Consider the following 22557-nt stretch of genomic DNA (forward strand, 5'->3'; position numbering starts at 1 on the left):
AAAAGCCGTCCGGTTTCTTCCGGGCGGCTTTTTCTTTTTCCCATTCCGTTAAGTAATTCCGCGCTGTTTTAAAGCTTCATTAACCATGAATTCCCTATGGTTAATGAAATGAGAATGGCCGCCTTCCTGCATCGGATCCTCTTTTTGAGGATATTGCGAGGAAGCACAGGCCAGCCGATTCGACGCGCGGGCGTCGGCCCGAGGATGGAAGGCGAGGGGTAATGATCCGTTTTGACGCTTTGGCGCTGGCCGCAGCGATGGCAGGCGCATCGGCGGGTATTGCCTTTGCGGCCGATGCAGCACCACCGGAAATCAAGATGCCGGAGGTCAGCGTCAAGGATGCCAGGGGATGGTATGTGCGCGGCGATGTGGGCTATTCGGTCAACGCCAGCCGCACGGATACGAGACTTCGTGCCTATGATCCTGCGGGTGGCGATTACAGTTCGAGCAGCTTTGATTCCACCCGGTTCGGCAGTGATTTCTCCGGCGGCCTCGGTATCGGCTATCAATTCAACGATCTGTTTCGCGCCGACGTGTCAGGCGATTTCTTCAGCGGCGATTTCAATGGCCGCATTTCGAGCGATTCGCCTTGTTCCGGCGGGGCCAGCGGCACGGGATGCTCTACGAAGGCCCGTTCCTCCTTCAGGGCCGGCAGCCTCATGGTCAACGGCTATGTCGATCTCGGGACGCTTGCGGGTTTCACGCCCTATGTCGGCGCCGGTCTTGGTGCCACGCGGGTTTCCTGGAACAGCGTCAATGTCACCGGCTCCTGTCTTGATGGCGCATCGGGTTGTGGCGGTGCTGCGTCGGTCAGTGCTCGATATCCTGGCGAAAGTGACTGGCGCATGACCTATGCCTTGATGGCGGGTGTCGCCTATGAAGTCGCGCCGAACGTCAAGGTCGATCTCGGCTATCGCTTCTCCCATATCGCCGGCGGCGACATGTTTGGCGATTCTGCGGCCAGCGCCACCACAGGCCGCGACGGGGCATTGTCGCGTCACGAAATTCGTGTCGGCCTGCGGATCACCACCTGGTAAGGCTCATCGCCTATGGCGTCGTCAGCACATAGGCGATGCGGCGAAAGAAATCCAAAGTTCGAAAAATGTGCGCCGGAAAACGCCGCAGGGCAGAAGATTTGGCTGCTCGATAATCGCGGCGCCAGCCGATCATGGTCGTTCTCTGCAGCCGGCTGAAACCGGCAATATTCGCGCGCGTGCTGACGATGGATATATGCATGTCCCAGCCGCGCTCGACGGCCACATCCCAGGGCAGCGACATCACGGAGAGCGATTTCACGATCTTCTCGGCGCCGTGGCGCGTGACGAGATAGCAGGCGGTGGAACCCTGTGGACCGAACAGGCAACGCCCGACGATATCTCCCTTGAGGCTGCGCGCCATGGCGCGAAAGCCGTTCCAACGGTGATTGACAAGCTTGATGAGATCGGCGGCTGGCGCGGCTTCCCTGGCTGCCGCGGCACGTGCCAGAAACTCGGCATCCAAGGCGACATCGTCTTCGATGATGATGGCTATTTCGCCGCCATTTGCCAGAAACTGGCGCAGAGCCGTCAAGTGACTGCGGTAGCAGCCGTATTCGCCGGGCAGAATGGTCCGGCCATGTCGGCGCTGGAAACGGACATGGTCGACATCGATCCATTGGTCGCGCGGGACGAGCGCGCCATCGATGCCATCGATGCGTTCGAATCGGAAGCCGAATTCATCGCTTTGCCGCTGGATCTCGGCCAGCCGCTCTGCCGCGCGATCGATATTGATCAAATAGACCGGCATGGCCTGTACGGGCATCAAAGGGTTTTCGGCGAGTGCAGTTAGGGACATCGGGCACACTTGTTATTTCTATCGGCGCAAAATTGGCGCGCTCACCGTCTTATATGATTGCGCGTCTGCACGGAATCCAGCTTTTATGGAGCCAAATTTGGCTTATTTCCATTGCGCGTAACTTGCATGTCATCACACTTTCTGCACGACTTCGTGAGGGAGTGCCATCCGTAATTTTTACTATTGCGCTTGCGGGCGGCTTCCAATATATCCGGCGGCGGGACACCCTTCCCCAACGAAGGGCTTTCTATCTGAGAGGATAGCATCATGACTAAGCTCGCCAAGCCGGACATCCGTCCGAATAATACCCATTTCTCTTCTGGTCCATGCTCGAAGCGCCCCGGTTGGACGCTTAACGCTCTTTCCGACGCGGCTCTTGGCCGTTCGCACCGCGCGAAAGTCGGCAAGGCAAAGCTGAAGCAGGCCATTGATCTCACTCGCGAAATTCTGGAAGTGCCTGCGGATTACCGCATCGGCATCGTTCCGGCGTCCGACACCGGTGCCGTCGAGATGGCGCTCTGGTCGCTGCTCGGCGAACGCGGCGTCGACATGCTCGCCTGGGAAAGCTTCGGTGCCGGCTGGGTTACCGACGTCGTCAAGCAGCTGAAGCTCAAGGACGTCCGCAAGCTCGAAGCCGGCTATGGCGAGCTGCCCGATCTTTCCGCTGTCGATTTCGACCGCGACGTGGTCTTCACCTGGAACGGCACCACCTCGGGTGTTCGTGTTCCGAATGGCGATTTCATCCCCGCCGATCGCAAGGGCCTGACGATCTGCGACGCCACCTCGGCAGCCTTCGCTCAGAACCTCGATTTTGCCAAGCTCGATGTCGTCACCTTCTCCTGGCAGAAGGTACTTGGCGGCGAGGGCGCTCATGGCGTCATCATCCTGTCGCCGCGCGCTGTCGAGCGCCTGACGACCTATCAGCCGGCCTGGCCGCTGCCGAAGATCTTCCGCATGACCAGCGGCGGCAAGCTGATCGAAGGCATCTTCACCGGTGAGACGATCAACACGCCCTCGATGCTCTGCGTCGAAGATTATATCGACGCTCTCCTCTGGGCGAAGGATCTCGGCGGCCTCAAGGCGCTGATCGCCCGCGCCGATGCCAACGCCAAGGTCATCCACGATTTCGTTGCCGCCAACGACTGGATCGCCAATCTCGCCGTCAAGGCCGAGACGGAATCCAACACCTCCGTCTGCCTGAAGATCGTCGACAAGGATGTCGTCGCTCTCGATGCCGATGGCCAGGCGAATTTCGCCAAGGGCCTGGTTGCGCTTCTCGAAAAGGAAGGCGTCGCCTATGACGTCGGCCATTACCGCGACGCGCCGTCAGGCCTGCGCATCTGGGCGGGTGCCACGATCGAAGCTTCCGACATGCAGAAGCTGATGCCCTGGCTCGCCTGGGCTTTCGAAACGCAGAAGGCGACGCTCTCCCAGGCTGCTGCCTGAGGTTTGACGCGTTTATGGCTCCGCCGGTGAGGCGGAGCCCAGCATTCCGAATTCTCATTATTTTCATGCAATTCCGACCGGAAAGCCGTTTCGCATTTTGTGGGATTGCTCGTCTTAGCTGACTTTTCAGGAGGCCTCCATGGCACCTCGCGTTCTCGTATCCGACGAACTGTCGGAAACCGCCGTCCAGATCTTCCGCGATCGCGGCGTCGAAGTCGATTTCCAGCCGCAGCTTGGCAAGGACAAGGACAAGCTGTTCGAAATCATCGGCAATTACGATGGTCTTGCCATCCGTTCCGCCACCAAGGTGACGGAGAAGATCATCGAAGCGGCCAAGAACCTGAAGGTCGTCGGCCGCGCCGGTATCGGCGTCGACAATGTCGATATTCCTGCTGCCTCGCGCCGCGGTATCATCGTCATGAACACGCCGTTCGGCAATTCGATCACGACCGCCGAACACGCCATCGCACTGATGTTTGCCGTTGCCCGCCAGCTTCCGGCTGCCGATGCCTCGACACAGGCCGGCAAGTGGGAAAAGTCGAAGTTCATGGGTGTCGAAATCACCGGCAAGACCCTCGGCATCATCGGCGCCGGCAATATTGGCTCCATCGTGATTGCCCGCGCCCTCGGCCTGAAGATGCATGTCCTGGCCTACGACCCCTTCCTGTCGAAGGAACGCGCCGAGGAAATGGGCGTTACCAAGGTCGAGCTCGATGAGCTCTTCGCCGGCGCCGACTTCATCACGCTGCATGTGCCGCTGACCGACAAGACCCGCAACATTATCGACGCCTCGGCCATCGCCAAGATGAAGCAGGGCGTGCGCATCATCAACTGCGCCCGCGGCGGTCTCGTCGATGAGGCAGCCCTTGCTGCCGCCATCAAGTCCGGCCACGTCGCCGGTGCCGCTTTCGACGTCTTCGAAGTCGAGCCGGCCAAGGAAAGCCCGCTCTTCGGCCTTCCGAATGTCGTCTGCACGCCGCATCTCGGTGCTTCCACGACCGAAGCCCAGGAAAACGTCGCGCTTCAGGTCGCCGAGCAGATGTCGGACTACCTGATGAAGGGTGCCGTCTCCAATGCCATCAACATGCCCTCGATCACGGCGGAAGAAGCACCGATCCTGAAGCCGTTTATCAAGCTTGCCGATGTTCTCGGCGCTTTCGTCGGCCAGGTCACGGACGATCCGATCAAGGAAATCGAGATCCTCTACGACGGCGTCACCGCCAACATGAACACCAAGGCTCTGACGAGCGCGCTGCTCGCCGGCCTGATCCGCAATCAGGTTGCCGATGTGAACATGGTTTCGGCGCCGATCATGATCAAGGAAAAGGGAATCGTGCTTGCCGAAGTCAAGCGTGACAAGACCGGTGTCTATGACGGCTATATCAAGCTCACGGTGACCACCGACAGCATGACGCGTTCCGTCGCCGGTACCGTCTTCTCGGACGGCAAGCCGCGCTTCATCCAGATCAAGGGTATCAACCTCGATGCCGATGTCGGCAATCACATGGTCTATATCGCCAATACCGACGTTCCCGGCATGATCGGCTTCATCGGCACGACGCTCGGCTCCGCGGGCGTCAACATCGCCAACTTCCAGCTCGGCCGCGACAAGCAGGGTGGCGATGCCATCGCGCTTCTCTATGTCGACGGCCCGATCAGCGATGAGGTGCTCGGTAAGCTGACGGCGCATCAGGCGATCCGCCAGGCAAAGCCGCTGGTCTTCAACGTCGACTGAGCCTGCCCGCCCTGAAGAAGGGTGCAGCTACAGAGTTCGCTCCTCCCAAGAGCCAGTCTGAAAGCCCGGTGCGACGCGAGTTGCGCCGGGCTTTCTTTATTGTTGTGAGGGTTGTGGATAAGCCCGGTGCGCAGACTATCGGGGGCAAGGAAACGCGCCTATCTCTATATTATGGAGGCTTTGCGGAAGAACATCCTCGGGGAAGGAATGGGCACGCCGATCGAATGGCTGGCAAAGCCGGTCTCGGTGGCGATCGTGCTGTTTGCGCGCGCCATCACCGCCGTTCGGGCGATCTGGCCCGAGAGCGGCATGCAAACCCGCCGCTGCATCTATTTCGCCAATCATTCCAGCCATGGCGATTTCATTCTGATCTGGACTGTCCTGCCGCCACGATTGCGCCGACGCGTTCGCCCGGTAGCTGGCGCGGATTATTGGCTGAAATCCCCGCTGAACAGCTTCATCGGCCGCGACGTTTTCAACGCCGTGCTGATCGAGCGCGATCGCGAAGCGCGCAAGGAGGATCCGGTCACGCAGATGACGCAGGCGCTCGACGCCGGTTCCTCGCTGATCCTGTTTCCGGAAGGCACCCGCAATCTGACCGATCAGCCGCTGCAGCCTTTCAAGAGCGGGCTTTTCCATCTTGCCCAGGCTCGCCCCGATATCGATCTCGTGCCCGTCTGGATCGACAATCTTAATCGCGTCATGCCTAAGGGCGAGTTCGTGCCTATTCCGCTGATCTGCACCGTCACCTTCGGAGAGGCGCTGCATATCGGCGAGACCGAGGAAAAGGCGGAGTTCCTGGCAAGAGCCGAAGCGGCCTTATTGGCGCTGGCGCCCAAGCGGGCAGGAGACTGAGCATGAGTGCGGCAAGCGCCGATCTGATCCATCTCGTTCTCGGCATTTTCGGCGTTCTGATCGTCGCCTCGATCATCGGCTATGTGCTGGAACAGCGCCTGTCGCCCGACGGATCGAATGCTGCAATCGAAAACCTGAACGCGCGCATCAAGGCCTGGTGGGTGATGGTGGTGCTGATCGGCATCGCCTTCATTGCCGGGCGTGCCGGCGTCATCCTGCTGTTTGCCTTCTGCTCCTTTGCGGCACTGCGCGAATTCGTGACGCTGATCAACACGAAACGGGCGGATCATTGGGCGCTTGCCGCCGCCTTCTTCGTCGCCCTGCCGGTGCAATATTACCTGCTCTGGGCCGAGCAATACGGTATCTATTCGATCTTCATTCCCGTCTACGCCTTTCTCTTCATGCCGATTATCGCGGTGCTGCGCGGAGATACCGAGCGGTTTCTCGTGCGCATCGCCGAAGTGCAATGGGCGCTGATGATCTGCGTCTTCTGCGCTTCGCATGTGCCAGCGCTGCTGACGCTGCATATTCCGGGATATGAAGGCCGCAACGTGCTGCTGATCGCCTTCCTGGTGATCGTCGTGCAGCTCAGCGACGTCCTGCAATATGTCTGGGGCAAGCTCTTCGGGAAGACGAAGATCGCGCCGCGTCTGTCGCCATCGAAGACGGTCGAGGGTTTTGTCGGCGGCGTCATCAGCTCCTCGTTGATCGGGGCGACGCTCTGGTGGGTGACGCCGTTCACGCCGCTGCAGGCCGGGCTTCTCGCCTTCATCATCACCATCATGGGCTTCTTCGGCGGGCTTGTTATGTCGGCGATTAAACGGGATCGCGGCGTCAAGGATTGGGGCCATCTCATCGAAGGGCATGGTGGGCTGATCGACCGGCTGGACTCGGTCGTCTTTTCCGCGCCGATCTTCTTCCATCTCGTGCGCTTCTGGTGGTCATTGTCATGAGCGGAAAGGTGAAAGCGCTTGCCGGCAGCAGCATCGTGCACGTGCTTTTCGCCTTCCTTGCCATGGGCGGCTGGGCCGTCTTCGCCAATCGTATGCATCCGATGCCGCGGCCGCTGGTATCAGGCCTCGTGCAGGGCGTGCTTTCTGGCTGCCTGACGCTGTTCCTGAAATCCGTGGTCGAGGCTTTGTCGCGGCGATTCAGCGGCCTTGTGCGCCTTTGGGCGCCGCCACTGATCGCCTGCCTGGGCTCGGCGACCATCTTGGTTGTCATCCACGCGCTGAGCGGCACGCCGGAGATCCTGAAGACCATCGCCGTGCCACTGCTGGTCTCCTCCAGCTATGCGGCGATCTATAATTATTCAATTTCAGGCAATGCCGCGAAGTCATGAAAGGTGAGGGGCGATGACAGGCGAGGGGATGGGCGACAGACGACCGCTGGCGAGCCGCAACACGCGATGGGCTCAGACGCTGGCGCGGCGCATGACCGCGCTTTCGGTAACGCCGAACCAGATCTCACAAGCGAGCATGCTCATGGCAGCGCTGGCAGGGGCTTCGTTCTGGCTCTCTGGCGTCGCGGAAAGCGTCGGGATGCGGGTGGTCCTGCTGATCCTTGCCGCCTTGTTCTGCCAGCTGCGTCTGCTCTGCAATCTGCTCGATGGCATGGTGGCAGTCGAAGGCGGAAAGGCTGAAGCCGATGGGCCGTTCTGGAACGAATTTCCGGATCGGATCGCCGATATCCTCATCTTTGCCGGTATTGGCTATGGCATCACAATGCCAGGCCTCGGCTGGGCGGCGGCTGCCTTTGCTGTGCTGACGGCCTATGTGCGCGAGCTTGGCCGCGCCACCGGCAATCCCAGCGATTTCGTCGGCCCGATGGCCAAGCAGCACCGCATGGCGGTTGCGACGACGGCGGCTTTGCTCTCGCTCGTCGAAGCGCTATTGAGCGGCGGCAGCTGGGTTTTGACCGTTGCGCTCTGGATCGTCGCCATCGGCTCGGCGGTCACGGTGTTGAGGCGCAGCCGCAATCTGATCCGGCATTTGAAGGCAAAGGGATGATCCGCGATTTCGCTCACCCCTTGCATGGGTTGGCAATCCTTTCTATATCCGTCCACAATTGAGGCAGGCTGCAAAGAGCGGCTAAAGGCCCTTGTGATGAAAATTCGCCGCTTTTGCATGGCATCCGGCGGCAAGAAGCATGATCCCGAAAAGTGTGCAGCGGTTTTTGGATCAGATCGTGCGAAATGAAATCGTGAGAGCGTGACGACGTTTCGAAGAAAGGTCATCCCGCTCGGCAGCATCGAAGATCGTTCAAGACTGGCGGCAACGACCGTGAATACACTGGATTTTGACAAGAGGCCGGAAGATACCCGCGTCGTCGTCGCCATGTCGGGCGGTGTCGACAGCTCCGTCGTTGCCGGTATTTTGAAGCGGCAGGGCTATGACGTGCTCGGCATCACGCTGCAGCTCTATGACCATGGCGCCGCCGTGCATCGCGCCGGCTCCTGTTGCGCCGGCCAGGATATCGACGATGCGCGCCGCGTCTGCGAAACGCTCGGCATCCCGCATTACGTACTCGACTATGAAAAGCGCTTCCGCGAGACGGTGATCAATCCCTTTGCCGAGAGCTATGTGGCCGGCGAAACGCCGATCCCTTGCGTTGCCTGCAACCAGACCGTCAAGTTCGCCGATCTACTGGCGACCGCCAAGGAACTCGGCGCCGATGCGCTGGCAACAGGGCATTATATCCGCTCGCGCCCGAATCCCTCCGCTGAACATCCGCATCGCCGCGCGCTTTATCGCCCGGCCGATGCCGATCGCGATCAGAGCTATTTCCTCTTTGCGACAACGCAGGAGCAGATCGATTATCTGCGCTTTCCACTCGGCGGCATGCCAAAGGCCGAGACCCGCGCGCTTGCCGAGGAGATGGGTCTGGTCGTTGCCAAGAAGGCTGACAGCCAGGATATCTGTTTCGTGCCGCAGGGCAAATATTCCGATGTCATCGCCAAGCTGAAGCCGAATGCGGCGCTTGCCGGCGAGATCGTCCATCTCGACGGCCGCGTGCTCGGCCAGCACGAGGGCATCCTGCATTATACGATCGGCCAGCGCCGCGGCATCGGTGTGGCTACAGGCGAGCCGCTCTACGTCGTCTATCTCGACGCCCGCTCGCGCCGCGTCATCGTCGGCCCGAAGGAAGCGCTGGAAACGCATCGCGTCTACCTGCGAGATGTGAACTGGCTGGGCGACAAGCCGCTGATCGAGGCCGCTTCCGGCGAAGGCTTTGCCTGCTTCGCCAAGGTCCGCTCCACCCGTGCACCGTCGCCGGCCGTGCTGCACGCCGATGCCAGCGGCGTCTATGTCGATCTTACGGTTGGCGAGGCCGGCGTCGCTCCTGGCCAGGCCTGCGCGCTCTATTCGGCACCCGGCGACGACGCCCGCGTCTATGGCGGCGGCTTCATCGAACGCTCGGAACGCGAGCCGATGGCGGAAGCTTCCTTGAAGGCGCTGCTGGCAAGCCCGGTCGCAGCTTAAACGATAGACAAGATCGGTTTGGAGAAACCACTGATTTTTCCAAATCATCCGCTTGACACCGAGCCGAACCGCACCTTATAAGCCGCTCAACCGACGAGCCAGCGCTTTTCGAGCGGGCGGTTCGTTTGACCTTTGTGTTTGGTGTTCGACATCAAGCGCAGCGTGGCGGAGTAGCTCAGTAGGTCAGAGCAGAGGAATCATAATCCTTGTGTCGGGGGTTCAAATCCCTCCTCCGCTACCATACGTCCCCAACAACTCTGCACGGCTACCTAAGAAAGCGCTCGTTTGTTATGGGCGCGAAAGCTAAACCCTTTCGACATTTGAAAGGGCTGAATTCAAGAACCGGCCGCGCCAATCCCCTTGGGGCCGTCGAGACGAGCGACGTCGTCATCCAAAGTTCGCACCGCTACTGCCAAGGTTGCTAGTGCCGACATCATGAGGGCGTGGTCTTGGCCTTCCTGGGATTGCGATTGGGACAGAGCAAGAGCTCGATCATGAAGCTGCTGGCTGATGGTATCGAGCCGATCGATAGTGTCTTGGTTCATAGCCGTCTCCTTCACAAACCAATTCGGCAGAGCGCCATATGTTTGGGAATGCAGGCTGCGGCTTATTTGTTCCGGGCGAACCTGATCGGCAGGGCGGCAACTGCGATTTGGGATATCGCCGGCAACTCCATATCGATCAGATTTGGCTGATAGCTCTTCCGGTATCTATGTTTTGCAAGGCGGCCAGAGGCATTAGCCGCCGAGGGACGGCCTCATACAAATTCGACGCCCATGCTGTTGATTTTTCGCCAGCGCACTGCGCAGGCCAATAATCTCTCGTCCGAAAGTTGCAGTTTGAAGGCGTTGGGTGCGGCGAGTGGGTTTTCGATTTGGATCATGGCGCCGGTATCGGACAGATTTCGGACGAGGCAATCGAAGACCGAGTGGCCGTCGTTAAATATGATTTTCGCGCCGAGAAGCGTTCGCTTTCGGGTGGCTACCCGGCCTTCGGGTGAGAATGCCGTCATCGCGCTGGCTCCTTCAGTCCTGTTTTTCACTAATATGGCATGTTCTAATATCGAAGATATTAACGGGAAGTCGCAAATTGAGCGCTTCCCGCAGTCAGATGTAGCGAAGGGGAGTGGCGGGCATTGGCAAGATGCCGGCAGGACGGGGGCGGGCCCAGCCTGTGGCGCATCGGCACCGCCATATCTTCGAGAGCCTGTCTCTCCGGTTTGATCGCAAGCGGAATATCTCAGCGATGTCGGATGAAGGCAGCCACCGGCGAACAAGTTGCCGTCAATTGCGTTGTATTTTCAAACGGCCAATGGAAATCCATGCAACATCTCTTGCAAGACGAAACATGCTCTGGCACCGTGCCGCCATAGGGGATCGGGATTTTCAATGAGATTGTTTTTGGCAGCGGCCACCATGCTGGTGATCGCAAATTCCGCGATGGCTGCAGACGATGCCGTGAGCAATGCGTTCCGGGTCTGCAAGATGATCGACAATACCGGCTTGTTTACAGCACCTTGCCAGGTTTCCAGCCGGAGGTACGCCGTCATGGCGACCATAGATCTGCCGAACGCCGATGCCAGGAAGGCCTGCGCGCAGATCACCGGCGTGGTTTCGTCAAAGGGGCTCCATTTTCCCGGGGGAGAATGGACCGTGCAGATCAAGTCACCGACCAGCGGCGACAAATCCATCGCATTTTGCAGATTGCCGAAATAGAGCAACTCCAGGAAAACTGCGTAGCGGTTTTCCGTCCGGAACTGCGAAAAAACAAAGAGATAGAGCGTTCTCGCAATTCAAGGAAGCGGAGAAGCTCTAACGCCGTCAGGCCGAGGCGTTCAGTTCCTCTTCGGCATAGGCAAGCTGCAGTTCCATCTGGACCGCATGCATGAAGAGGCCGGCTTGCCGCGAGATTTCGCCGTCTTCCACTCCCTGTTCGCGCAAGGCGTTGGCAAAGAGTGCCATTTCCGAGCGCCAGAAGCGGTTTGCCGCCTCACCATGTAGCTGCTGAAGGGCTGTGGCACACCGCCTGACATCACTGGTACGCCTGTCGGCCGGGAATGGTAGAAGCGACATATTCTCTCCGTCATCGGCAGGGGCGAATCGCCTGCCTCTGTTGGCAAAGATCGCCGGCACTCGTTCACAAAAAGTGAATAATGTCAGAGAGATCCCGCGTGGCGCGGGAAGGATGGGTGATTCACTGCATTACGGATATGCCTGCTTCCCGAGCAGCCTTGATCAAGGCCTCTCTTACGGCTTCGGCAGGGACGGCGCCAAGCATAGCTTCGAGGCAGACCCGTACCGCTGCGACATAGTCTTCGCCATTTGCCACCGGCCAATGTTCCAGCAGCAGCTCTGCGACCTGATGCACCGAATTGACGCGGCGGGTTCCGCCATTCTCACCCATGACAAGCGTGACAGCTGGAAATGGTCGTAAAGTGTTTCGTTTCAAAACGCATTACCTCCGAAACGTTCATGCTTCGGTAACACAGCAAGAAGCGTTCCGATTCGGACGCTTTCCGGCCGAGGTCAGTGAAACAGGTTCCGCTCCTTGGTACGTGGCGAGCAAATTCACCTCGTAAATTCTCGCAATGATTGTAGAAGTGCGGCGAATTATCGTATCTCTCCCGCAGAATTGGATAGATCTTGGGAGAGCTTGTGGTCACGCACGCGCGGTGGCCGACGGCCCTATGCCGAGATACCGCATGCAGAGCACGGAAGCTTGCGTACTCAAACACGGATCGGCAACAGGTTCAGTATCGCTATCTAGTCGAGCACGCCGGCTTCGATGCAGGCCTCGATGAACACCTTCCTGGCGTACTCGCAAAGAAAGGGGTCGGTCACAGCTTCAAGGCAGAGGCTTCTGGCCGAATCGTATTTTTCGCCTCTGACGGTCGGCCAGCGGAAAAGGCGGTGATTGTGGGCTTCCTTCGGGCTTCGAATTGCTTCCGGCATGCCGTGGCCGATACGCAGATATACGGGCTCTGGCCAGCGGCTTGCGCCGGCCCTAAAGGTCATTTTCATTTCGATGATGCTCCGACATTGCGAGTGAAACTCCCGCCACGGCAAAAAGTTTCGCAATTTCCGGAAAATCGGTCCGCACCATTTCTGTAGGAGCGGTGCGGCGCTCAACAGTGTGGCAGCCTACCGGACATACCCCAATCAAGCCTTGTGAAAACGGTGCGCAGCAGGTCTCGAAACAGGGCAGCAATTCCTACTGAATCACCGGCATCTCAAGGGGGACGCCAGCCTCCGATGCTGCAGCGACAAAGCTATTGCGGGCTTCCAGCGGTTGTCCCTGGCCTCTTTCGACGTCGGCACAGACCTGCAGAGCCATCATGAAAGCCTTGCCCTCTGCGACAGGCCATGCGTTCAGCAGCATGTCCAGCGCTTCCTTGGTGTTCGCGACCGTATAGACTTTTCCGGTGCGCTTGCAGATGACCATGATGGGATAATTCCAGTCTTTATTGTTCATGGCAGGAGGCTCCGATCCGACGCCGCCGAAATTAACGCTACGGTGTGCGGAATCTCAAGTTAATTTCAAGACGATATCTGGAGCACTCCGGAACTGTTTCAATCGTCGGGAAATCAATTCGAATGCCGGTGTGATCAACTTTCGAGTCATAACTTTCGACGTCGTGTTTTTCACAGGAAATCATTGCGCGGAGATTACTTGCACTGGGCGATGAGATCATAAAAGACTTGGCCCACAGCGTGGCCGACAGGAGAGGGTGATGGGAAGCTTTGCCGAGATCAGGGAGCGGGCCGAGAAGCGCAAGGGAGGCGCCGACGCGTTAAAGGCGCTGATGCCCAAGGCGCCGAACCATGAAGTGCTGCGTGCTCTGCCCGATGATCGGATCTTGTCGGAGATGACGCGCTACATCTTCTATGCGGGTTTTGTGCGCAACGTCATCGATTCGAAATGGGCTGGTTTCGAAACGGCATTCTCCGGCTTCGACCCCGCTTTTCTCAATCTGGCGCCGGATGATTACTGGCATGATCTGACCTCGGACGCACGGGTCATCCGCAACGGCGCCAAGATCATGTCGGTGCGGGCCAATGCACAGTTCATCCGCGCGATTGCAGATGAGCACGGCAGCGTCGGCCGTTTCTTCGCCGATTGGCCGCTGGAGGATCAGATCGGCCTGCTTGCTCTCCTGGACAAGCAGGCGAACCGGCTCGGCGGCATGACCGGGCAGTATCTCCTGCGGGCAATCGGCCGCGACAGCTTCGTCATGAGCCATGACGTTCTCGTCTGCCTGCGGCTTTCCGGCCTTCCTATCTCGGAGAATAAGCCCACCAAGAAGGATCTTCGACTGATCCAGGATCAGTTCAGCGCCTGGCACGTCGAGACGGGCCTACCGATGACTTATCTCTCGCGCATCTGCGCCTTCTCCGTCGGAATGCCGGGAGAAGAGGACGAGGCCTGATTGATCTCATCCATCGAATGATGTTGGATCGCGCCGCGAGATTGGAGGAGCAGAATGACGAATGATAGCAGACCCTTGGCCATCAGCGCGCCGGAGCCGCGCTCGCTCGAGCTTATCTTCACCAAGGATGCATTGTCGCTCCTTCATTCGAAATATCGCATCGTCGAGGCGGATCCGGACAATATCGCCGGACTGGGCGACGAGGTGCTCGCTGAGGCGCGCTACATCATCGGCCAGCCGCCACTATTGAGGGAAACGCTGGACCGCATGCCGCAACTGCGCTGTATCCTGAATGTCGAGAGCAATCTCATCAACAACATGCCCTATGAAGTGCTTTTCGAGCGCGGCATCCACGTCGTGACCACTGGCCTCGTTTTTGCCGAGCCGGTCGCCGAGATCGGCCTGGGGTTTGCTCTGAGCCTGGCGCGCGGGATCGTCGATGCCGATGTCGATTTCCGCGAGGGCAGGGAACTCTGGGGTAGCGATGGCAATGCGAAGGCGCGGCTCGTTGCCGGCAGCGATGTCGGTATTGTCGGCTTCGGTGATCTCGGCAAGGCGCTGAACCGCGTGCTTTCCGGCTTCCGCGCCAATATCAGGGTGTTCGATCCCTGGATGCCGCCGTCGATCCTCAAGGAGCATGGCGTGCAGCCCGCTGGGCTCGATGAGGTGTTGTCCAACAGCGATTTCGTCTTCGTTGTTGCCGCAGTCACCAGCGAGAACAAGGGATTTCTGGGTGCCGAGGCTTTTGCCAGGATGCGCAAGGGCGCGGCCTTCATTCTGCTCAGCCGGGCCGATGTCGTCGATTTCGATGCACTGATGGCGGCTGTCGCCTCGGGCCATATCGTGGCGGCAAGCGATGTCTACCCCGAGGAGCCGCTCGGCTCCGATCACCCGGTACGCAAGCTCAAGGGCTTCCTCCGCTCCGCCCATCGTGCCGGTGCGCTCGACAGCGCCTTCAAGAAGATGGGCGACATGGTGCTGGAGGATATGGATCGGATGGATCGCGGCCTGCCGCCGATGCGCTGCAAGCGCGCCGAGCGGGAAACGGTATCGCGCATGCGCTCGAGGCCAGTGACGCGCAACTGATCTTTCGTCTTCACTCCCGGAGCAATGTCTTTCTGTACCGGGAGTGGATTCGTATCGACGAAGCTAGCGGCGATCAAGCCTATTGGCGAGGCGATCGCCCAGCCATTGCATGCCCCAGACCAGAATGATCAGGATGATGACAACGGCGATCATGACGCTCGTCTCGTAGCGTTGATAGCCATAGCGGATGGCAAGGTCACCGAGGCCGCCGCCGCCGATCGTGCCGGCCATGGCCGAAGCGCCGATCAGTGTGACCATAGTCACGGTGAAGCCGGCGACGATGCCGGGCATCGCTTCCGGTATCAGCACTTCGCGGACGATCGTCCAGCGATTGCCGCCCATGGCGCGCACGGCGTCGATCAGGCCGCGATCGACGTCGCGGAGCGAGACCTCTGCGACGCGCGCGTAATAGGGGATCGCGGCGATGGTCAGCGGCACGATCGCGGCTGTCGTGCCGAGCGCGGTTCCGACGATCAGGCGCGTCAGCGGAATTAAGGCGATGAGCAGGATGATGAAGGGCACGGCGCGGAAGCCGTCGACCAGGATGCCCAGGACGCGGTTGATCGCACCCTGTTCGGCGATGCCGCCGCGGCTGGTAGCGACAAGAGCAAGGCCGAGCGGCAGGCCGATGATGAGGGAAAGAAAGCCGGAGGCGCCCGTCATCCAAACGGTTTGCCAGAAGGAGCGCCAAAGCAGGCCGAGGATTACATCAGTTGTCATAGCCTAGAACCTCCACCCGTGCGGAGCGGGCTTTCAAGAAGTCACCGACTTGGGTCGGCAAGGTCGCGTCGCGCGTCGGCACCGCGACGAAGAAGCGGGCAACGGGCTGGTTCTGGATATGGTCGATGCCGCCATGGACCAGCCGGAAGGAGCGGGGAAGAGCGGCCGAGAGTTCGGCAAAGAGCGCACCCTGCGCGGCAGGGCCGGCAAGATCGATGCTGAGGATGGCTTCGGCACCCGATGTCGGGGAAAGGCGGGCGGCAATATGGTCTGGAAGCTGCGGGCGCGCGCCGCTGAGCAGGCTCGCGGTGATGTCCTGCTGGGGATTGGCGAAAACCGTCCATACCGAGCCCTCCTCGACGATCCGGCCGGCATCGATGACCGCGACGCGATCGGCGATCGAGCGGATCACTTCCATCTCGTGGGTGATGAGCAGGATCGTCAGGCCGAGCTTGCGGTTGATGTCCTTCAACAATGCCAGAATGGATCGGGTTGTTTCCGGGTCGAGCGCCGATGTGGCTTCGTCCGACAGGAGAATTGCGGGCCGGGCGGCAAGGGCGCGGGCAATGCCGACGCGCTGCTTCTGGCCGCCGGACAGGGCGGACGGGTAGGCCTTGGCCTTGTCGGCAAGGCCGACGAGTTCGAGCAGTTCGCGGGCGCGCTGTAATCGTTCCGCCTTGGCGACGCCCTCGATTTTCAGCGGCAGTGCGATGTTTTCCTCGACCGTCCTGGAGGACAGCAGATTGAAGTGCTGGAAGACCATGCCGATGCGGCGCCGCAGCGGTTGCAGCTCCTTCTCCGAAAGGCGGGCGATATCGCGGCCCTCGATGTGGATCTCGCCGCTATCGACACGCTCCAGCCCGTTCAGGCAGCGGATTAGCGTCGATTTGCCGGCGCCGCTGCGGCCGATGATGCCGACGATTTCGCCGCGGCGTGCGGTCAGCGATATGCCATCCAGCGCCGGCGTCGCGCCGAACCGGCGGCGGACATCGACCAGGCGGACGATCTCGTCGCCTGTCGCTTCAGGCGGTGCCTGTCCGTCGATCGATGTGGCTGGGGTGAAAGAATTCATAGTGCTTCTCTTTGTATAAAAGCGGCCTCCGAGTTCGTTGAGGCCATTGTACCCCCCTCTGTCACTTCGTGACATCTCCCCCACAAGGGGGGAGATCGTTGGGAGTTTGTTGCGCGCTTAGCAGAACAATCCGCAATGTGTCAGCAGATGCGATGCGTGTTTCTGGCAATGGCTTGCCAAATATTACCAATCTCCCCCCTTGTGGGGGAGATGTCCCGAAAGGGACAGAGGGGGTGCACACTCTCCACGAATTTCTCGGCCAATTTCAGTTACACTTCATCGCATCCTGCCGGGGAAAACATCAAAGGCGGCCCGGGCAAGATGCCCTGGCCGCCCGCCGTTCAGCGCTGTCCCCCGCGCCGTTCTGAGATCAATAGGCGCTCTGACCGGTGCCCTTGTAGACCTTGTCGAACTCGGCCTTGACGGTGTCGTTCTGATAGGAGGCGACCAGCGTTTTGACCCAAGCTTCATTCTCGCTGCCCTGCTTGACGGCGATGAAGTTGCGGTACGGATTGTTTTCGGTCTGCTCCTGCGCGATGCGGTCTTTCGCCGAGAGCCCTGCTTTCAGTGCCCAGTCGGTGTTGACGACGGCTGCATCGAGATCATCGATCGAACGGCCGACGATGCCGGCATCCAGTTCCTTGATGTCGACGTTCTTCGGGTTTTCAGCGATATCGGCAACCGTGGCGAGGATGCCGGTGCCTTCCTTGAGCTTGATGATGCCCTCATGCTGCAGAACGAGCAATGCGCGGCCTTCGTTGGACGGATCGTTTGGCACCCCGATGGCAGCACCCTTCGGAAGGTCGGCTACCGTCTTGTACTTCTTCGTGTAGAGGCCGATCGGCCAGATGCCCGTGTAGCCGGCAATCGCGATGTGATAGCCGTGCTGCTTGATCTGGTTGTCGAGGTAGGGCTTGTGCTGGAAGGCGTTGGCGTCGATTTCGCCGCGCTCGAGTGCTTCGTTGGGCTGGGTATAATCGTTGAAGACGACCGGCTCGACCTTCAGGCCCTTCTTGGCGGCCTCGGCGACCACGACGCGCCAGACATCCTCGTCCTCGCCGCTCATGATGCCGACCTTGATCGTCTTGTCTGCAGCGAAAGACGGCATGGCGGTTGCTGTCAGGCCGAAGACGGCGACAGCGGAAGCGAGGATGGCGGCAAGGCCGGCGCGGCGGGAAAGGCGCAGCGCAGCGAAACCTCTAGAAAGCTTTTCAGTCATGGGAAATCCTGTTCCAGATGATCGAGATCGTTCTCTCGTTGACAGCAGGATCATTTCAGACGCGTGCTCAATCCGCGAAGCAGGATCATGCGTTGTGCACTGCGGTTCTGAAAAACTCTTTTCAGTGCAACGCAAAAGAGCAAACTTATTTTCTATAATTACTATAGATTACTTATGCGGCAAAATAGGCATTTGCTCAAAAATTGATCGCCTCAGCGATGGATTGGGTCCTTCCAGAGGACCTCTTCCGGCTTTTCGACCGGTTCGATATCCAGATTGACGACGACCGGCTCCTGCCCGGAGCGGACAAGCACGCATTCCAGCGTTTCGTCGCGGCTTGCATTGATCTCCTGGTGCGGCACATAAGGCGGCACGAAGATGAAATCGCCAGGCCCGGCTTCGGCGACGAATTCCAGGTTCTCGCCCCAGCGCATCCGCGCCCGGCCTTTGACCACATAAATGATGCTTTCGAGATCGCCGTGATGATGGGCGCCGGTCTTGGCGTTGGCGTGGATCGTCACGGTTCCCGCCCAGATCTTTTCAGCGCCTGCGCGGGCATGATTGATTGCTGTTGCGCGGTTCATGCCCGGCGTCTGCGCCGTATTCGGGTCGAGGGCATTGCCCGGAATGATCTTGACGCCATATTCACGCCAATCGACCTGTTGGTGGCTATGATCGTGCCCGTGTTGATGCTCGTGTTCATGATCGCCGCACATGGTCGCGTCCTTTCGGCCCTGAATGGAGATTCGCATGCCTTCCACAGATGCGCTGTCATTTCACTCTACGTGAAGCCATTCAAAAATAAAGAGAATTGCAGAAAGTTATCATTGAGGCTTTTCAAGTCGAGATTAATCTATAGACTTGATCAAGTTACATGACCGGTGGGAACATTTCGTGTGCGTCCCGCGTTGCGCCGGTCACAAGATGGTTTGCCGCGCCGCTCCCCCCATTTAAGGCGCGCCAAACTGAAGAAGCAGCGCTTGGGTCTCGGAGGAGAGACCATCAACTTTCATATATGCGCCGGACTTCCAATTGAAAGGAGACAGACATGTCGAATGCCTTGCCGCCCCTTCATGAGGGTCATGCCCCCATTACCCTGCAGCAGCTCTTCCGCGAAGCGCTCTATGCCTTCGAGGAATGGGACAGCGAAGTAACCGAACCGATCGTGACGTTCGAGGGACGTATCCATCCCATTAGCGTCGTGTTCGAAGCTATGCGCGAATGCACTGATATCGTGCCCAACAATATCGTCTCGGCCGTGACAGAGCGGCTGACCAAGCCTTGGGAGGGCGAGGGTCCGCTCGACACGATGACCTTTTCGACCGCCGCCCGCGTGATGGGCGTTCTGGTTCGCAAAAGATTGCTGGTCGTGAACAACGGCGTCAACGTCGCTGCCATTGCGGCAGATACCCAGGCGGCGGAAACGTCGGATCGCTAACAGCGAAGATTGTTTATGGAAGGCCCGCCGGCATGTGCCCGCGGGCCTTTTGCGTGTCATCGGCCGCCGACATCGAATTCCGGATCGACGGGGATCTGCATCGCCGTCACGAGATGATTGGTCTGTCCGGCAAGTCCGATAACCGCCAGCAGTTCCCCATGCTGGGCGTCAGTCATGCCCTTTGCTCTGGCGGCTGCGGTATGCGAATGGACGCAATAGGTGCAACCGTTGGCCGTGGAGACTGCTATGTAGATCATCTCGCGCACGAGCGGATCAAGTGCGCCGTCCGCCACCATGACCGCTTTCAGGCCCTCCCAGGTGCGCTTAAGCAATGCAGGATCATTGGCGAGGCCGCGCCAGAAATTATTGACGAAATCGGATTTTCTCACCGCGCGAATGTCGTCGAACACAGCCTTGACCGCCGGGATTGCCTCGGCTTCCGCATCATCGAGTAACTTGACCGTCGCCATTCCTTATCTCCCTTCATTTCATCAGCTCTCATTATGTGGAACCATAATCTATTTCCTGACGACCTGGGCGCGGGAGCTTCCATTATCCTTCCTCTTTTCGTTTGCAAAAGTCATCCATATGTGAAAATACTATTCACATAAGAAGATTGAGGCTGACGCAGGAACCGGTGACGAGGATAATCCTCAAGGCGGAGAGGCGCTTTGGGCCGGGGTGATGTCGGGGAGCGGGAATATCAATGACACTGAAGAGGGACTTGCCGCTGGCCGGACTTGTCGTCGTCGACATGAGCCAGTTTCTGTCGGGTCCCTATTGCTCGCTGCGGCTGATGGATCTCGGCGCCAGGGTGATCAAGATCGAGCGTCCCGGTGGCGGCGATCTTTCGCGCAGGCTTTATCTCAGCGACGATGAAAGCGGTGATTCGACGATCTTCCACGCGATTAACCGCTCCAAGGAAAGCCTCGCGGTCGATCTGAAAAACGAGCGCGATATGAGCGCGCTGCGCAAGCTGGTCTCCAAGGCCGATGTGCTTATTCAGAACTTTCGCCCCGGTGTGATCGAGCGGTTGGGGCTGGATTACGAGGCCGCAAGCAAGCTCAATCCGCGTCTCGTCTATTGCTCGATCAGCGGCTACGGCGAAGAGGGACCATGGGTCGGGCGGCCGGGGCAGGATCTTCTGGCGCAATCGCGTTCCGGCGTCATGTGGCTGAACGGCGACGAGGGACAGGGGCCCGTGCCTTTTGGTCTCGCGATCGGCGATATGCTGGCGGGTGCGGCTGCCGCCCAGGGTATTTTGGCGGCGCTGGTGCGGCGCGGCGTGACGGGCGAGGGTGGACTGGTGGAGACCAGCCTGCTGGAAGCCCTGGTCGATCTGCAGGTTGAGGTGCTGAGCGTTCACATGAATAATGGCTATAAGCTGCCCGAGCGCTCCCATGTTCGTAGCGCTCATGCCTATCTTTCCGCCCCCTATGGCGTCTATCCCGCCGCCGACGGCTATCTCGCCATCGCTATGACGCCGATTTCCAAACTTGCCGATCTGCTCGGGATAGACGAGCTTGCGGCCTATCGCGATCATGAGAAAAGCTGGTTCACGGCGCGCGATGAAATCAAAGCGCTGATCGCTGCGCGCATCGCCAGCCGCAACGTTGACGACTGGCTAGCGATCCTCGAACCTGCCGACATCTGGTGCGCAAAAGTGCTGAACTGGCCGGAGCTTCTGGGCAGTGAAGGTTTTCGCGTTCTTGACATGCTGCAGACGGTCGGGCGCGATGATGGCGTCAGCCTGCGTACCACCCGCTTGCCTATCCGTATCGATGGGCAGCGACCGAAATTCGAGCGTGCGGCCCCGCACGTTGGCGAGCATAATGCGGCACTCTGGGAGGAGTTCGACCTTGGCTAAAGGGGTCGAGAGGCCGCGATGGATTTAGAAGGAGTTTTCCAATGACGCGCATCACCAATCTTCGCGTTTTCGATTTGCGCTTCCCGACATCGCAGAGCCTCGACGGTTCGGACGCGATGAATCCAGATCCGGATTATTCGGCAGCCTATGTCATTCTCGAGACCGACAGACCAGGTCTTGCCGGTCACGGCCTGACCTTCACCATTGGCCGTGGCAACGACATCTGCTGCATGGCGATCGAGGCGATGCGGCATCTTGTCGTCGGCACGGAGCTTGCGACGGTTCTGGAAAACCCCGGCAAATACTGGCGGCATCTGACCAGCGACAGCCAGCTGCGCTGGATCGGCCCGGAGAAGGGCGCGATGCATCTGGCGACGGGCGCGGTCGTCAATGCTGTCTGGGATCTGCTTGCCAAGGAGGCCGGCAAGCCGGTCTGGCGGCTAGTTTCGGAGATGGATGCCGAGCAGATCGCCGATATCGTCGATTATCATTACCTGACCGATGTGCTGACCCGCGACGAGGCCGTCGCTATCCTGAAGAAGGCGGAAGCCGGCAAGGCGGACCGCATCGCCACGCTCGAGCGCGAGGGCTATGCCTGCTACACGACATCTGCCGGCTGGCTCGGCTATGACGATGCCAAGCTGCGCCGCCTGTGCCAGGAGGCGATCGACGCCGGTTTCAACCATGTGAAGATGAAGGTCGGCCGCGATCTCGAAGACGATATCCGCCGCCTGACCATTGCCCGCGAAGTGATCGGCCCCGACCGTTATCTCATGATTGACGCCAACCAGGTCTGGGAAGTCAATCAGGCGATCGACTGGGTGAAGAAGCTCGCCTTCGCCAAACCCTTCTTCATCGAAGAACCCACAAGCCCGGATGATGTTGCGGGACACCGCAAGATCCGCCAGGCCATCGGGCCGGTGAAGGTCGCGACCGGCGAGATGTGCCAGAACCGCATCATGTTCAAGCAGTTCATCGCCGAGGGCGCGATCGATATCGTGCAGATCGATTCCTGCCGCATGGGCGGTCTCAACGAAGTGCTGGCGGTGCTGCTGATCGCCGCCAAGTATGGATTGCCGGTCTGGCCGCATGCCGGCGGCGTTGGCCTGTGTGAATATGTGCAGCACCTGTCGATGATCGATTATATCGCCGTCTCGGGCACCAAGGACGGCCGCGTGATCGAGTATGTCGATCATCTGCACGAGCATTTCATCGACCCCTGCATCATCCGCGACGCAGCCTATATGCCGCCGAGCCTGCCGGGCTTCTCGATCGAGATGAAGCCGGAATCGATCGCGGAATATACGTTCAAGGGTTGAAACTGCTGGCTTGCTCGAAGCAGAAGCCCGCCATCTGGCGGGCTTTTGTCGTTTACATT

The 22557-nt window shown here is 59.4% G+C and carries 26 protein-coding genes and 1 tRNA gene; 14 read left to right on the forward strand and 13 right to left on the reverse strand.

What is annotated here, in order from left to right:
* Positions 1 to 221 precede the first annotated feature (221 nt).
* Entirely contained in the window at positions 222 to 1037 is an 816-nt protein-coding gene (locus FBZ99_RS06480) for an outer membrane protein (RefSeq protein WP_145632024.1), read from the forward strand.
* Between the two features lie 10 nt (positions 1038 to 1047).
* On the opposite strand, the gene FBZ99_RS06485 is transcribed toward FBZ99_RS06480, so the two are convergent.
* Positions 1048 to 1833, reverse strand: coding sequence for a glycosyltransferase family 25 protein (locus FBZ99_RS06485; RefSeq protein WP_233788676.1), 786 nt, complete (start codon positions 1831 to 1833; stop codon positions 1048 to 1050).
* A gap of 267 nt (positions 1834 to 2100) precedes the next feature.
* On the opposite strand from FBZ99_RS06485, the gene FBZ99_RS06495 reads away from it, so the two are divergent.
* The 8 genes from FBZ99_RS06495 to FBZ99_RS06530 all read left to right on the forward strand — a co-directional run bounded on the left by FBZ99_RS06495 (position 2101) and on the right by FBZ99_RS06530 (position 9592).
* Positions 2101 to 3279 carry a phosphoserine transaminase gene (locus FBZ99_RS06495; RefSeq protein WP_145632026.1) on the forward strand — a complete coding sequence of 393 codons (1179 nt, stop codon included), beginning with the start codon at positions 2101 to 2103 and terminating at the stop codon, positions 3277 to 3279.
* A gap of 139 nt (positions 3280 to 3418) precedes the next feature.
* The gene (gene serA, locus FBZ99_RS06500; protein ID WP_145632028.1) at positions 3419 to 5014 is read left to right on the forward strand and encodes a phosphoglycerate dehydrogenase; all 1596 of its coding nucleotides are present in this window, start codon (positions 3419 to 3421) and stop codon (positions 5012 to 5014) included.
* Between the two features lie 207 nt (positions 5015 to 5221).
* Positions 5222 to 5869, forward strand: a complete 648-nt coding sequence (locus FBZ99_RS06505; protein WP_145317519.1) for a lysophospholipid acyltransferase family protein — start codon at positions 5222 to 5224, stop codon at positions 5867 to 5869.
* Positions 5870 to 5871: 2 nt separating this feature from the next.
* On the forward strand, positions 5872 to 6822 hold the full coding sequence (locus FBZ99_RS06510) for a phosphatidate cytidylyltransferase (RefSeq protein ID WP_145632030.1): 951 nt from the start codon (positions 5872 to 5874) through the stop codon (positions 6820 to 6822).
* On the forward strand, positions 6819 to 7211 hold the full coding sequence (locus FBZ99_RS06515) for a hypothetical protein (RefSeq protein WP_145632032.1): 393 nt from the start codon (positions 6819 to 6821) through the stop codon (positions 7209 to 7211). Before FBZ99_RS06510 ends, FBZ99_RS06515 begins: the two co-directional genes overlap by 4 nt.
* A gap of 13 nt (positions 7212 to 7224) precedes the next feature.
* Entirely contained in the window at positions 7225 to 7878 is a 654-nt protein-coding gene (locus FBZ99_RS06520; protein ID WP_145632034.1) for a CDP-alcohol phosphatidyltransferase family protein, read from the forward strand.
* Positions 7879 to 8151: 273 nt separating this feature from the next.
* Positions 8152 to 9351 carry a tRNA 2-thiouridine(34) synthase MnmA gene (mnmA, locus tag FBZ99_RS06525; protein ID WP_145632785.1) on the forward strand — a complete coding sequence of 400 codons (1200 nt, stop codon included), beginning with the start codon at positions 8152 to 8154 and terminating at the stop codon, positions 9349 to 9351.
* Between the two features lie 164 nt (positions 9352 to 9515).
* A tRNA-Met gene (locus FBZ99_RS06530) sits at positions 9516 to 9592 on the forward strand.
* A gap of 94 nt (positions 9593 to 9686) precedes the next feature.
* On the opposite strand, the gene FBZ99_RS06535 is transcribed toward FBZ99_RS06530, so the two are convergent.
* The 7 genes from FBZ99_RS06535 to FBZ99_RS06565 all read right to left on the reverse strand — a co-directional run bounded on the left by FBZ99_RS06535 (position 9687) and on the right by FBZ99_RS06565 (position 12822).
* Entirely contained in the window at positions 9687 to 9896 is a 210-nt protein-coding gene (locus FBZ99_RS06535; protein ID WP_145632037.1) for a hypothetical protein, read from the reverse strand.
* Between the two features lie 212 nt (positions 9897 to 10108).
* Complete coding sequence (locus FBZ99_RS06540; protein ID WP_113355115.1) at positions 10109 to 10363, reverse strand: PilZ domain-containing protein; 255 nt, start codon at positions 10361 to 10363, stop codon at positions 10109 to 10111.
* A 288-nt stretch (positions 10364 to 10651) separates the two neighbouring features.
* Positions 10652 to 11071 (reverse strand): hypothetical protein, encoded by a 420-nt coding sequence (locus tag FBZ99_RS33055; RefSeq protein ID WP_186450289.1) that lies wholly within the window; start codon positions 11069 to 11071, stop codon positions 10652 to 10654.
* A gap of 100 nt (positions 11072 to 11171) precedes the next feature.
* On the reverse strand, positions 11172 to 11423 hold the full coding sequence (locus FBZ99_RS06550; RefSeq protein ID WP_069611806.1) for a DUF6074 family protein: 252 nt from the start codon (positions 11421 to 11423) through the stop codon (positions 11172 to 11174).
* A 121-nt stretch (positions 11424 to 11544) separates the two neighbouring features.
* The gene (locus FBZ99_RS06555; RefSeq protein WP_173002450.1) at positions 11545 to 11754 is read right to left on the reverse strand and encodes a DUF982 domain-containing protein; all 210 of its coding nucleotides are present in this window, start codon (positions 11752 to 11754) and stop codon (positions 11545 to 11547) included.
* Between the two features lie 359 nt (positions 11755 to 12113).
* Positions 12114 to 12371 carry a DUF982 domain-containing protein gene (locus FBZ99_RS06560; RefSeq protein WP_145632040.1) on the reverse strand — a complete coding sequence of 86 codons (258 nt, stop codon included), beginning with the start codon at positions 12369 to 12371 and terminating at the stop codon, positions 12114 to 12116.
* A gap of 190 nt (positions 12372 to 12561) precedes the next feature.
* Positions 12562 to 12822: a DUF982 domain-containing protein gene (locus tag FBZ99_RS06565; RefSeq protein WP_092712227.1), complete on the reverse strand. Its 261-nt coding sequence runs from the start codon at positions 12820 to 12822 to the stop codon at positions 12562 to 12564.
* A 259-nt stretch (positions 12823 to 13081) separates the two neighbouring features.
* Here FBZ99_RS06565 and FBZ99_RS06570 point away from each other — a divergent pair, with 259 nt between their 5' ends.
* Both FBZ99_RS06570 and FBZ99_RS06575 read left to right on the forward strand, forming a co-directional pair.
* A complete protein-coding gene (locus FBZ99_RS06570; protein ID WP_145632042.1) occupies positions 13082 to 13777 on the forward strand; it encodes a DNA-3-methyladenine glycosylase I in 696 nt (231 codons plus the stop codon).
* A gap of 54 nt (positions 13778 to 13831) precedes the next feature.
* The gene (locus FBZ99_RS06575; RefSeq protein ID WP_145632044.1) at positions 13832 to 14863 is read left to right on the forward strand and encodes a hydroxyacid dehydrogenase; all 1032 of its coding nucleotides are present in this window, start codon (positions 13832 to 13834) and stop codon (positions 14861 to 14863) included.
* Between the two features lie 63 nt (positions 14864 to 14926).
* Here FBZ99_RS06575 and FBZ99_RS06580 read toward each other — a convergent pair whose 3' ends face one another.
* The 4 genes from FBZ99_RS06580 to FBZ99_RS06595 all read right to left on the reverse strand — a co-directional run bounded on the left by FBZ99_RS06580 (position 14927) and on the right by FBZ99_RS06595 (position 18590).
* Positions 14927 to 15583, reverse strand: coding sequence for a methionine ABC transporter permease (locus FBZ99_RS06580; RefSeq protein WP_069611800.1), 657 nt, complete (start codon positions 15581 to 15583; stop codon positions 14927 to 14929).
* Entirely contained in the window at positions 15573 to 16655 is a 1083-nt protein-coding gene (locus tag FBZ99_RS06585) for a methionine ABC transporter ATP-binding protein (protein ID WP_113395215.1), read from the reverse strand. The genes FBZ99_RS06580 and FBZ99_RS06585 overlap by 11 nt, the downstream gene beginning before the upstream one ends.
* 370 nt (positions 16656 to 17025) lie before the next feature.
* The gene (locus tag FBZ99_RS06590; RefSeq protein WP_113330324.1) at positions 17026 to 17874 is read right to left on the reverse strand and encodes a MetQ/NlpA family lipoprotein; all 849 of its coding nucleotides are present in this window, start codon (positions 17872 to 17874) and stop codon (positions 17026 to 17028) included.
* A gap of 212 nt (positions 17875 to 18086) precedes the next feature.
* Positions 18087 to 18590 (reverse strand): cupin domain-containing protein, encoded by a 504-nt coding sequence (locus FBZ99_RS06595; RefSeq protein ID WP_113330436.1) that lies wholly within the window; start codon positions 18588 to 18590, stop codon positions 18087 to 18089.
* A 332-nt stretch (positions 18591 to 18922) separates the two neighbouring features.
* On the opposite strand from FBZ99_RS06595, the gene FBZ99_RS06600 reads away from it, so the two are divergent.
* Positions 18923 to 19312: a hypothetical protein gene (locus tag FBZ99_RS06600; protein ID WP_069611796.1), complete on the forward strand. Its 390-nt coding sequence runs from the start codon at positions 18923 to 18925 to the stop codon at positions 19310 to 19312.
* A gap of 56 nt (positions 19313 to 19368) precedes the next feature.
* On the opposite strand, the gene FBZ99_RS06605 is transcribed toward FBZ99_RS06600, so the two are convergent.
* A complete protein-coding gene (locus FBZ99_RS06605) occupies positions 19369 to 19782 on the reverse strand; it encodes a carboxymuconolactone decarboxylase family protein (protein ID WP_113330323.1) in 414 nt (137 codons plus the stop codon).
* A 236-nt stretch (positions 19783 to 20018) separates the two neighbouring features.
* On the opposite strand from FBZ99_RS06605, the gene FBZ99_RS06610 reads away from it, so the two are divergent.
* Positions 20019 to 21179, forward strand: coding sequence for a CaiB/BaiF CoA transferase family protein (locus FBZ99_RS06610; protein WP_145632047.1), 1161 nt, complete (start codon positions 20019 to 20021; stop codon positions 21177 to 21179).
* A 41-nt stretch (positions 21180 to 21220) separates the two neighbouring features.
* Complete coding sequence (locus tag FBZ99_RS06615; RefSeq protein WP_145632049.1) at positions 21221 to 22498, forward strand: L-fuconate dehydratase; 1278 nt, start codon at positions 21221 to 21223, stop codon at positions 22496 to 22498.
* Positions 22499 to 22557: the final 59 nt, after the last annotated feature.

Origin of the sequence: Rhizobium sp. ERR 1071 (assembly GCF_007828675.1) — a bacterium.
Taxonomy (GTDB): Bacteria; Pseudomonadota; Alphaproteobacteria; order Rhizobiales; family Rhizobiaceae; genus Rhizobium; species Rhizobium dioscoreae.

Bases quoted from the DNA above. Each gene is read 5' to 3' on its own strand.
- FBZ99_RS06550 (WP_069611806.1), bottom strand. From the start codon at position 11,423: ATGTCGCTTCTACCATTCCCGGCCGACAGGCGTACCAGTGATGTCAGG.
- FBZ99_RS06505 (WP_145317519.1), top strand. From the start codon at position 5,222: ATGGGCACGCCGATCGAATGGCTGGCAAAGCCGGTCTCGGTGGCGATC.
- serA (WP_145632028.1), top strand. From the start codon at position 3,419: ATGGCACCTCGCGTTCTCGTATCCGACGAACTGTCGGAAACCGCCGTC.
- FBZ99_RS06610 (WP_145632047.1), top strand. From the start codon at position 20,019: ATGACACTGAAGAGGGACTTGCCGCTGGCCGGACTTGTCGTCGTCGAC.
- FBZ99_RS06595 (WP_113330436.1), bottom strand. From the start codon at position 18,590: ATGTGCGGCGATCATGAACACGAGCATCAACACGGGCACGATCATAGC.
- FBZ99_RS06480 (WP_145632024.1), top strand. From the start codon at position 222: ATGATCCGTTTTGACGCTTTGGCGCTGGCCGCAGCGATGGCAGGCGCA.
- FBZ99_RS06535 (WP_145632037.1), bottom strand. From the start codon at position 9,896: ATGAACCAAGACACTATCGATCGGCTCGATACCATCAGCCAGCAGCTT.
- FBZ99_RS06555 (WP_173002450.1), bottom strand. From the start codon at position 11,754: ATGGGTGAGAATGGCGGAACCCGCCGCGTCAATTCGGTGCATCAGGTC.
- FBZ99_RS06515 (WP_145632032.1), top strand. From the start codon at position 6,819: ATGAGCGGAAAGGTGAAAGCGCTTGCCGGCAGCAGCATCGTGCACGTG.
- FBZ99_RS06570 (WP_145632042.1), top strand. From the start codon at position 13,082: ATGGGAAGCTTTGCCGAGATCAGGGAGCGGGCCGAGAAGCGCAAGGGA.
- FBZ99_RS06495 (WP_145632026.1), top strand. From the start codon at position 2,101: ATGACTAAGCTCGCCAAGCCGGACATCCGTCCGAATAATACCCATTTC.
- FBZ99_RS06510 (WP_145632030.1), top strand. From the start codon at position 5,872: ATGAGTGCGGCAAGCGCCGATCTGATCCATCTCGTTCTCGGCATTTTC.
- FBZ99_RS06600 (WP_069611796.1), top strand. From the start codon at position 18,923: ATGTCGAATGCCTTGCCGCCCCTTCATGAGGGTCATGCCCCCATTACC.
- FBZ99_RS06590 (WP_113330324.1), bottom strand. From the start codon at position 17,874: ATGACTGAAAAGCTTTCTAGAGGTTTCGCTGCGCTGCGCCTTTCCCGC.
- FBZ99_RS06520 (WP_145632034.1), top strand. From the start codon at position 7,225: ATGACAGGCGAGGGGATGGGCGACAGACGACCGCTGGCGAGCCGCAAC.
- FBZ99_RS06615 (WP_145632049.1), top strand. From the start codon at position 21,221: ATGACGCGCATCACCAATCTTCGCGTTTTCGATTTGCGCTTCCCGACA.
- FBZ99_RS06575 (WP_145632044.1), top strand. From the start codon at position 13,832: ATGACGAATGATAGCAGACCCTTGGCCATCAGCGCGCCGGAGCCGCGC.
- FBZ99_RS06485 (WP_233788676.1), bottom strand. From the start codon at position 1,833: ATGTCCCTAACTGCACTCGCCGAAAACCCTTTGATGCCCGTACAGGCC.
- FBZ99_RS06585 (WP_113395215.1), bottom strand. From the start codon at position 16,655: ATGAATTCTTTCACCCCAGCCACATCGATCGACGGACAGGCACCGCCT.
- FBZ99_RS06580 (WP_069611800.1), bottom strand. From the start codon at position 15,583: ATGACAACTGATGTAATCCTCGGCCTGCTTTGGCGCTCCTTCTGGCAA.
- FBZ99_RS06540 (WP_113355115.1), bottom strand. From the start codon at position 10,363: ATGACGGCATTCTCACCCGAAGGCCGGGTAGCCACCCGAAAGCGAACG.
- FBZ99_RS06565 (WP_092712227.1), bottom strand. From the start codon at position 12,822: ATGAACAATAAAGACTGGAATTATCCCATCATGGTCATCTGCAAGCGC.
- FBZ99_RS06560 (WP_145632040.1), bottom strand. From the start codon at position 12,371: ATGAAAATGACCTTTAGGGCCGGCGCAAGCCGCTGGCCAGAGCCCGTA.
- FBZ99_RS06605 (WP_113330323.1), bottom strand. From the start codon at position 19,782: ATGGCGACGGTCAAGTTACTCGATGATGCGGAAGCCGAGGCAATCCCG.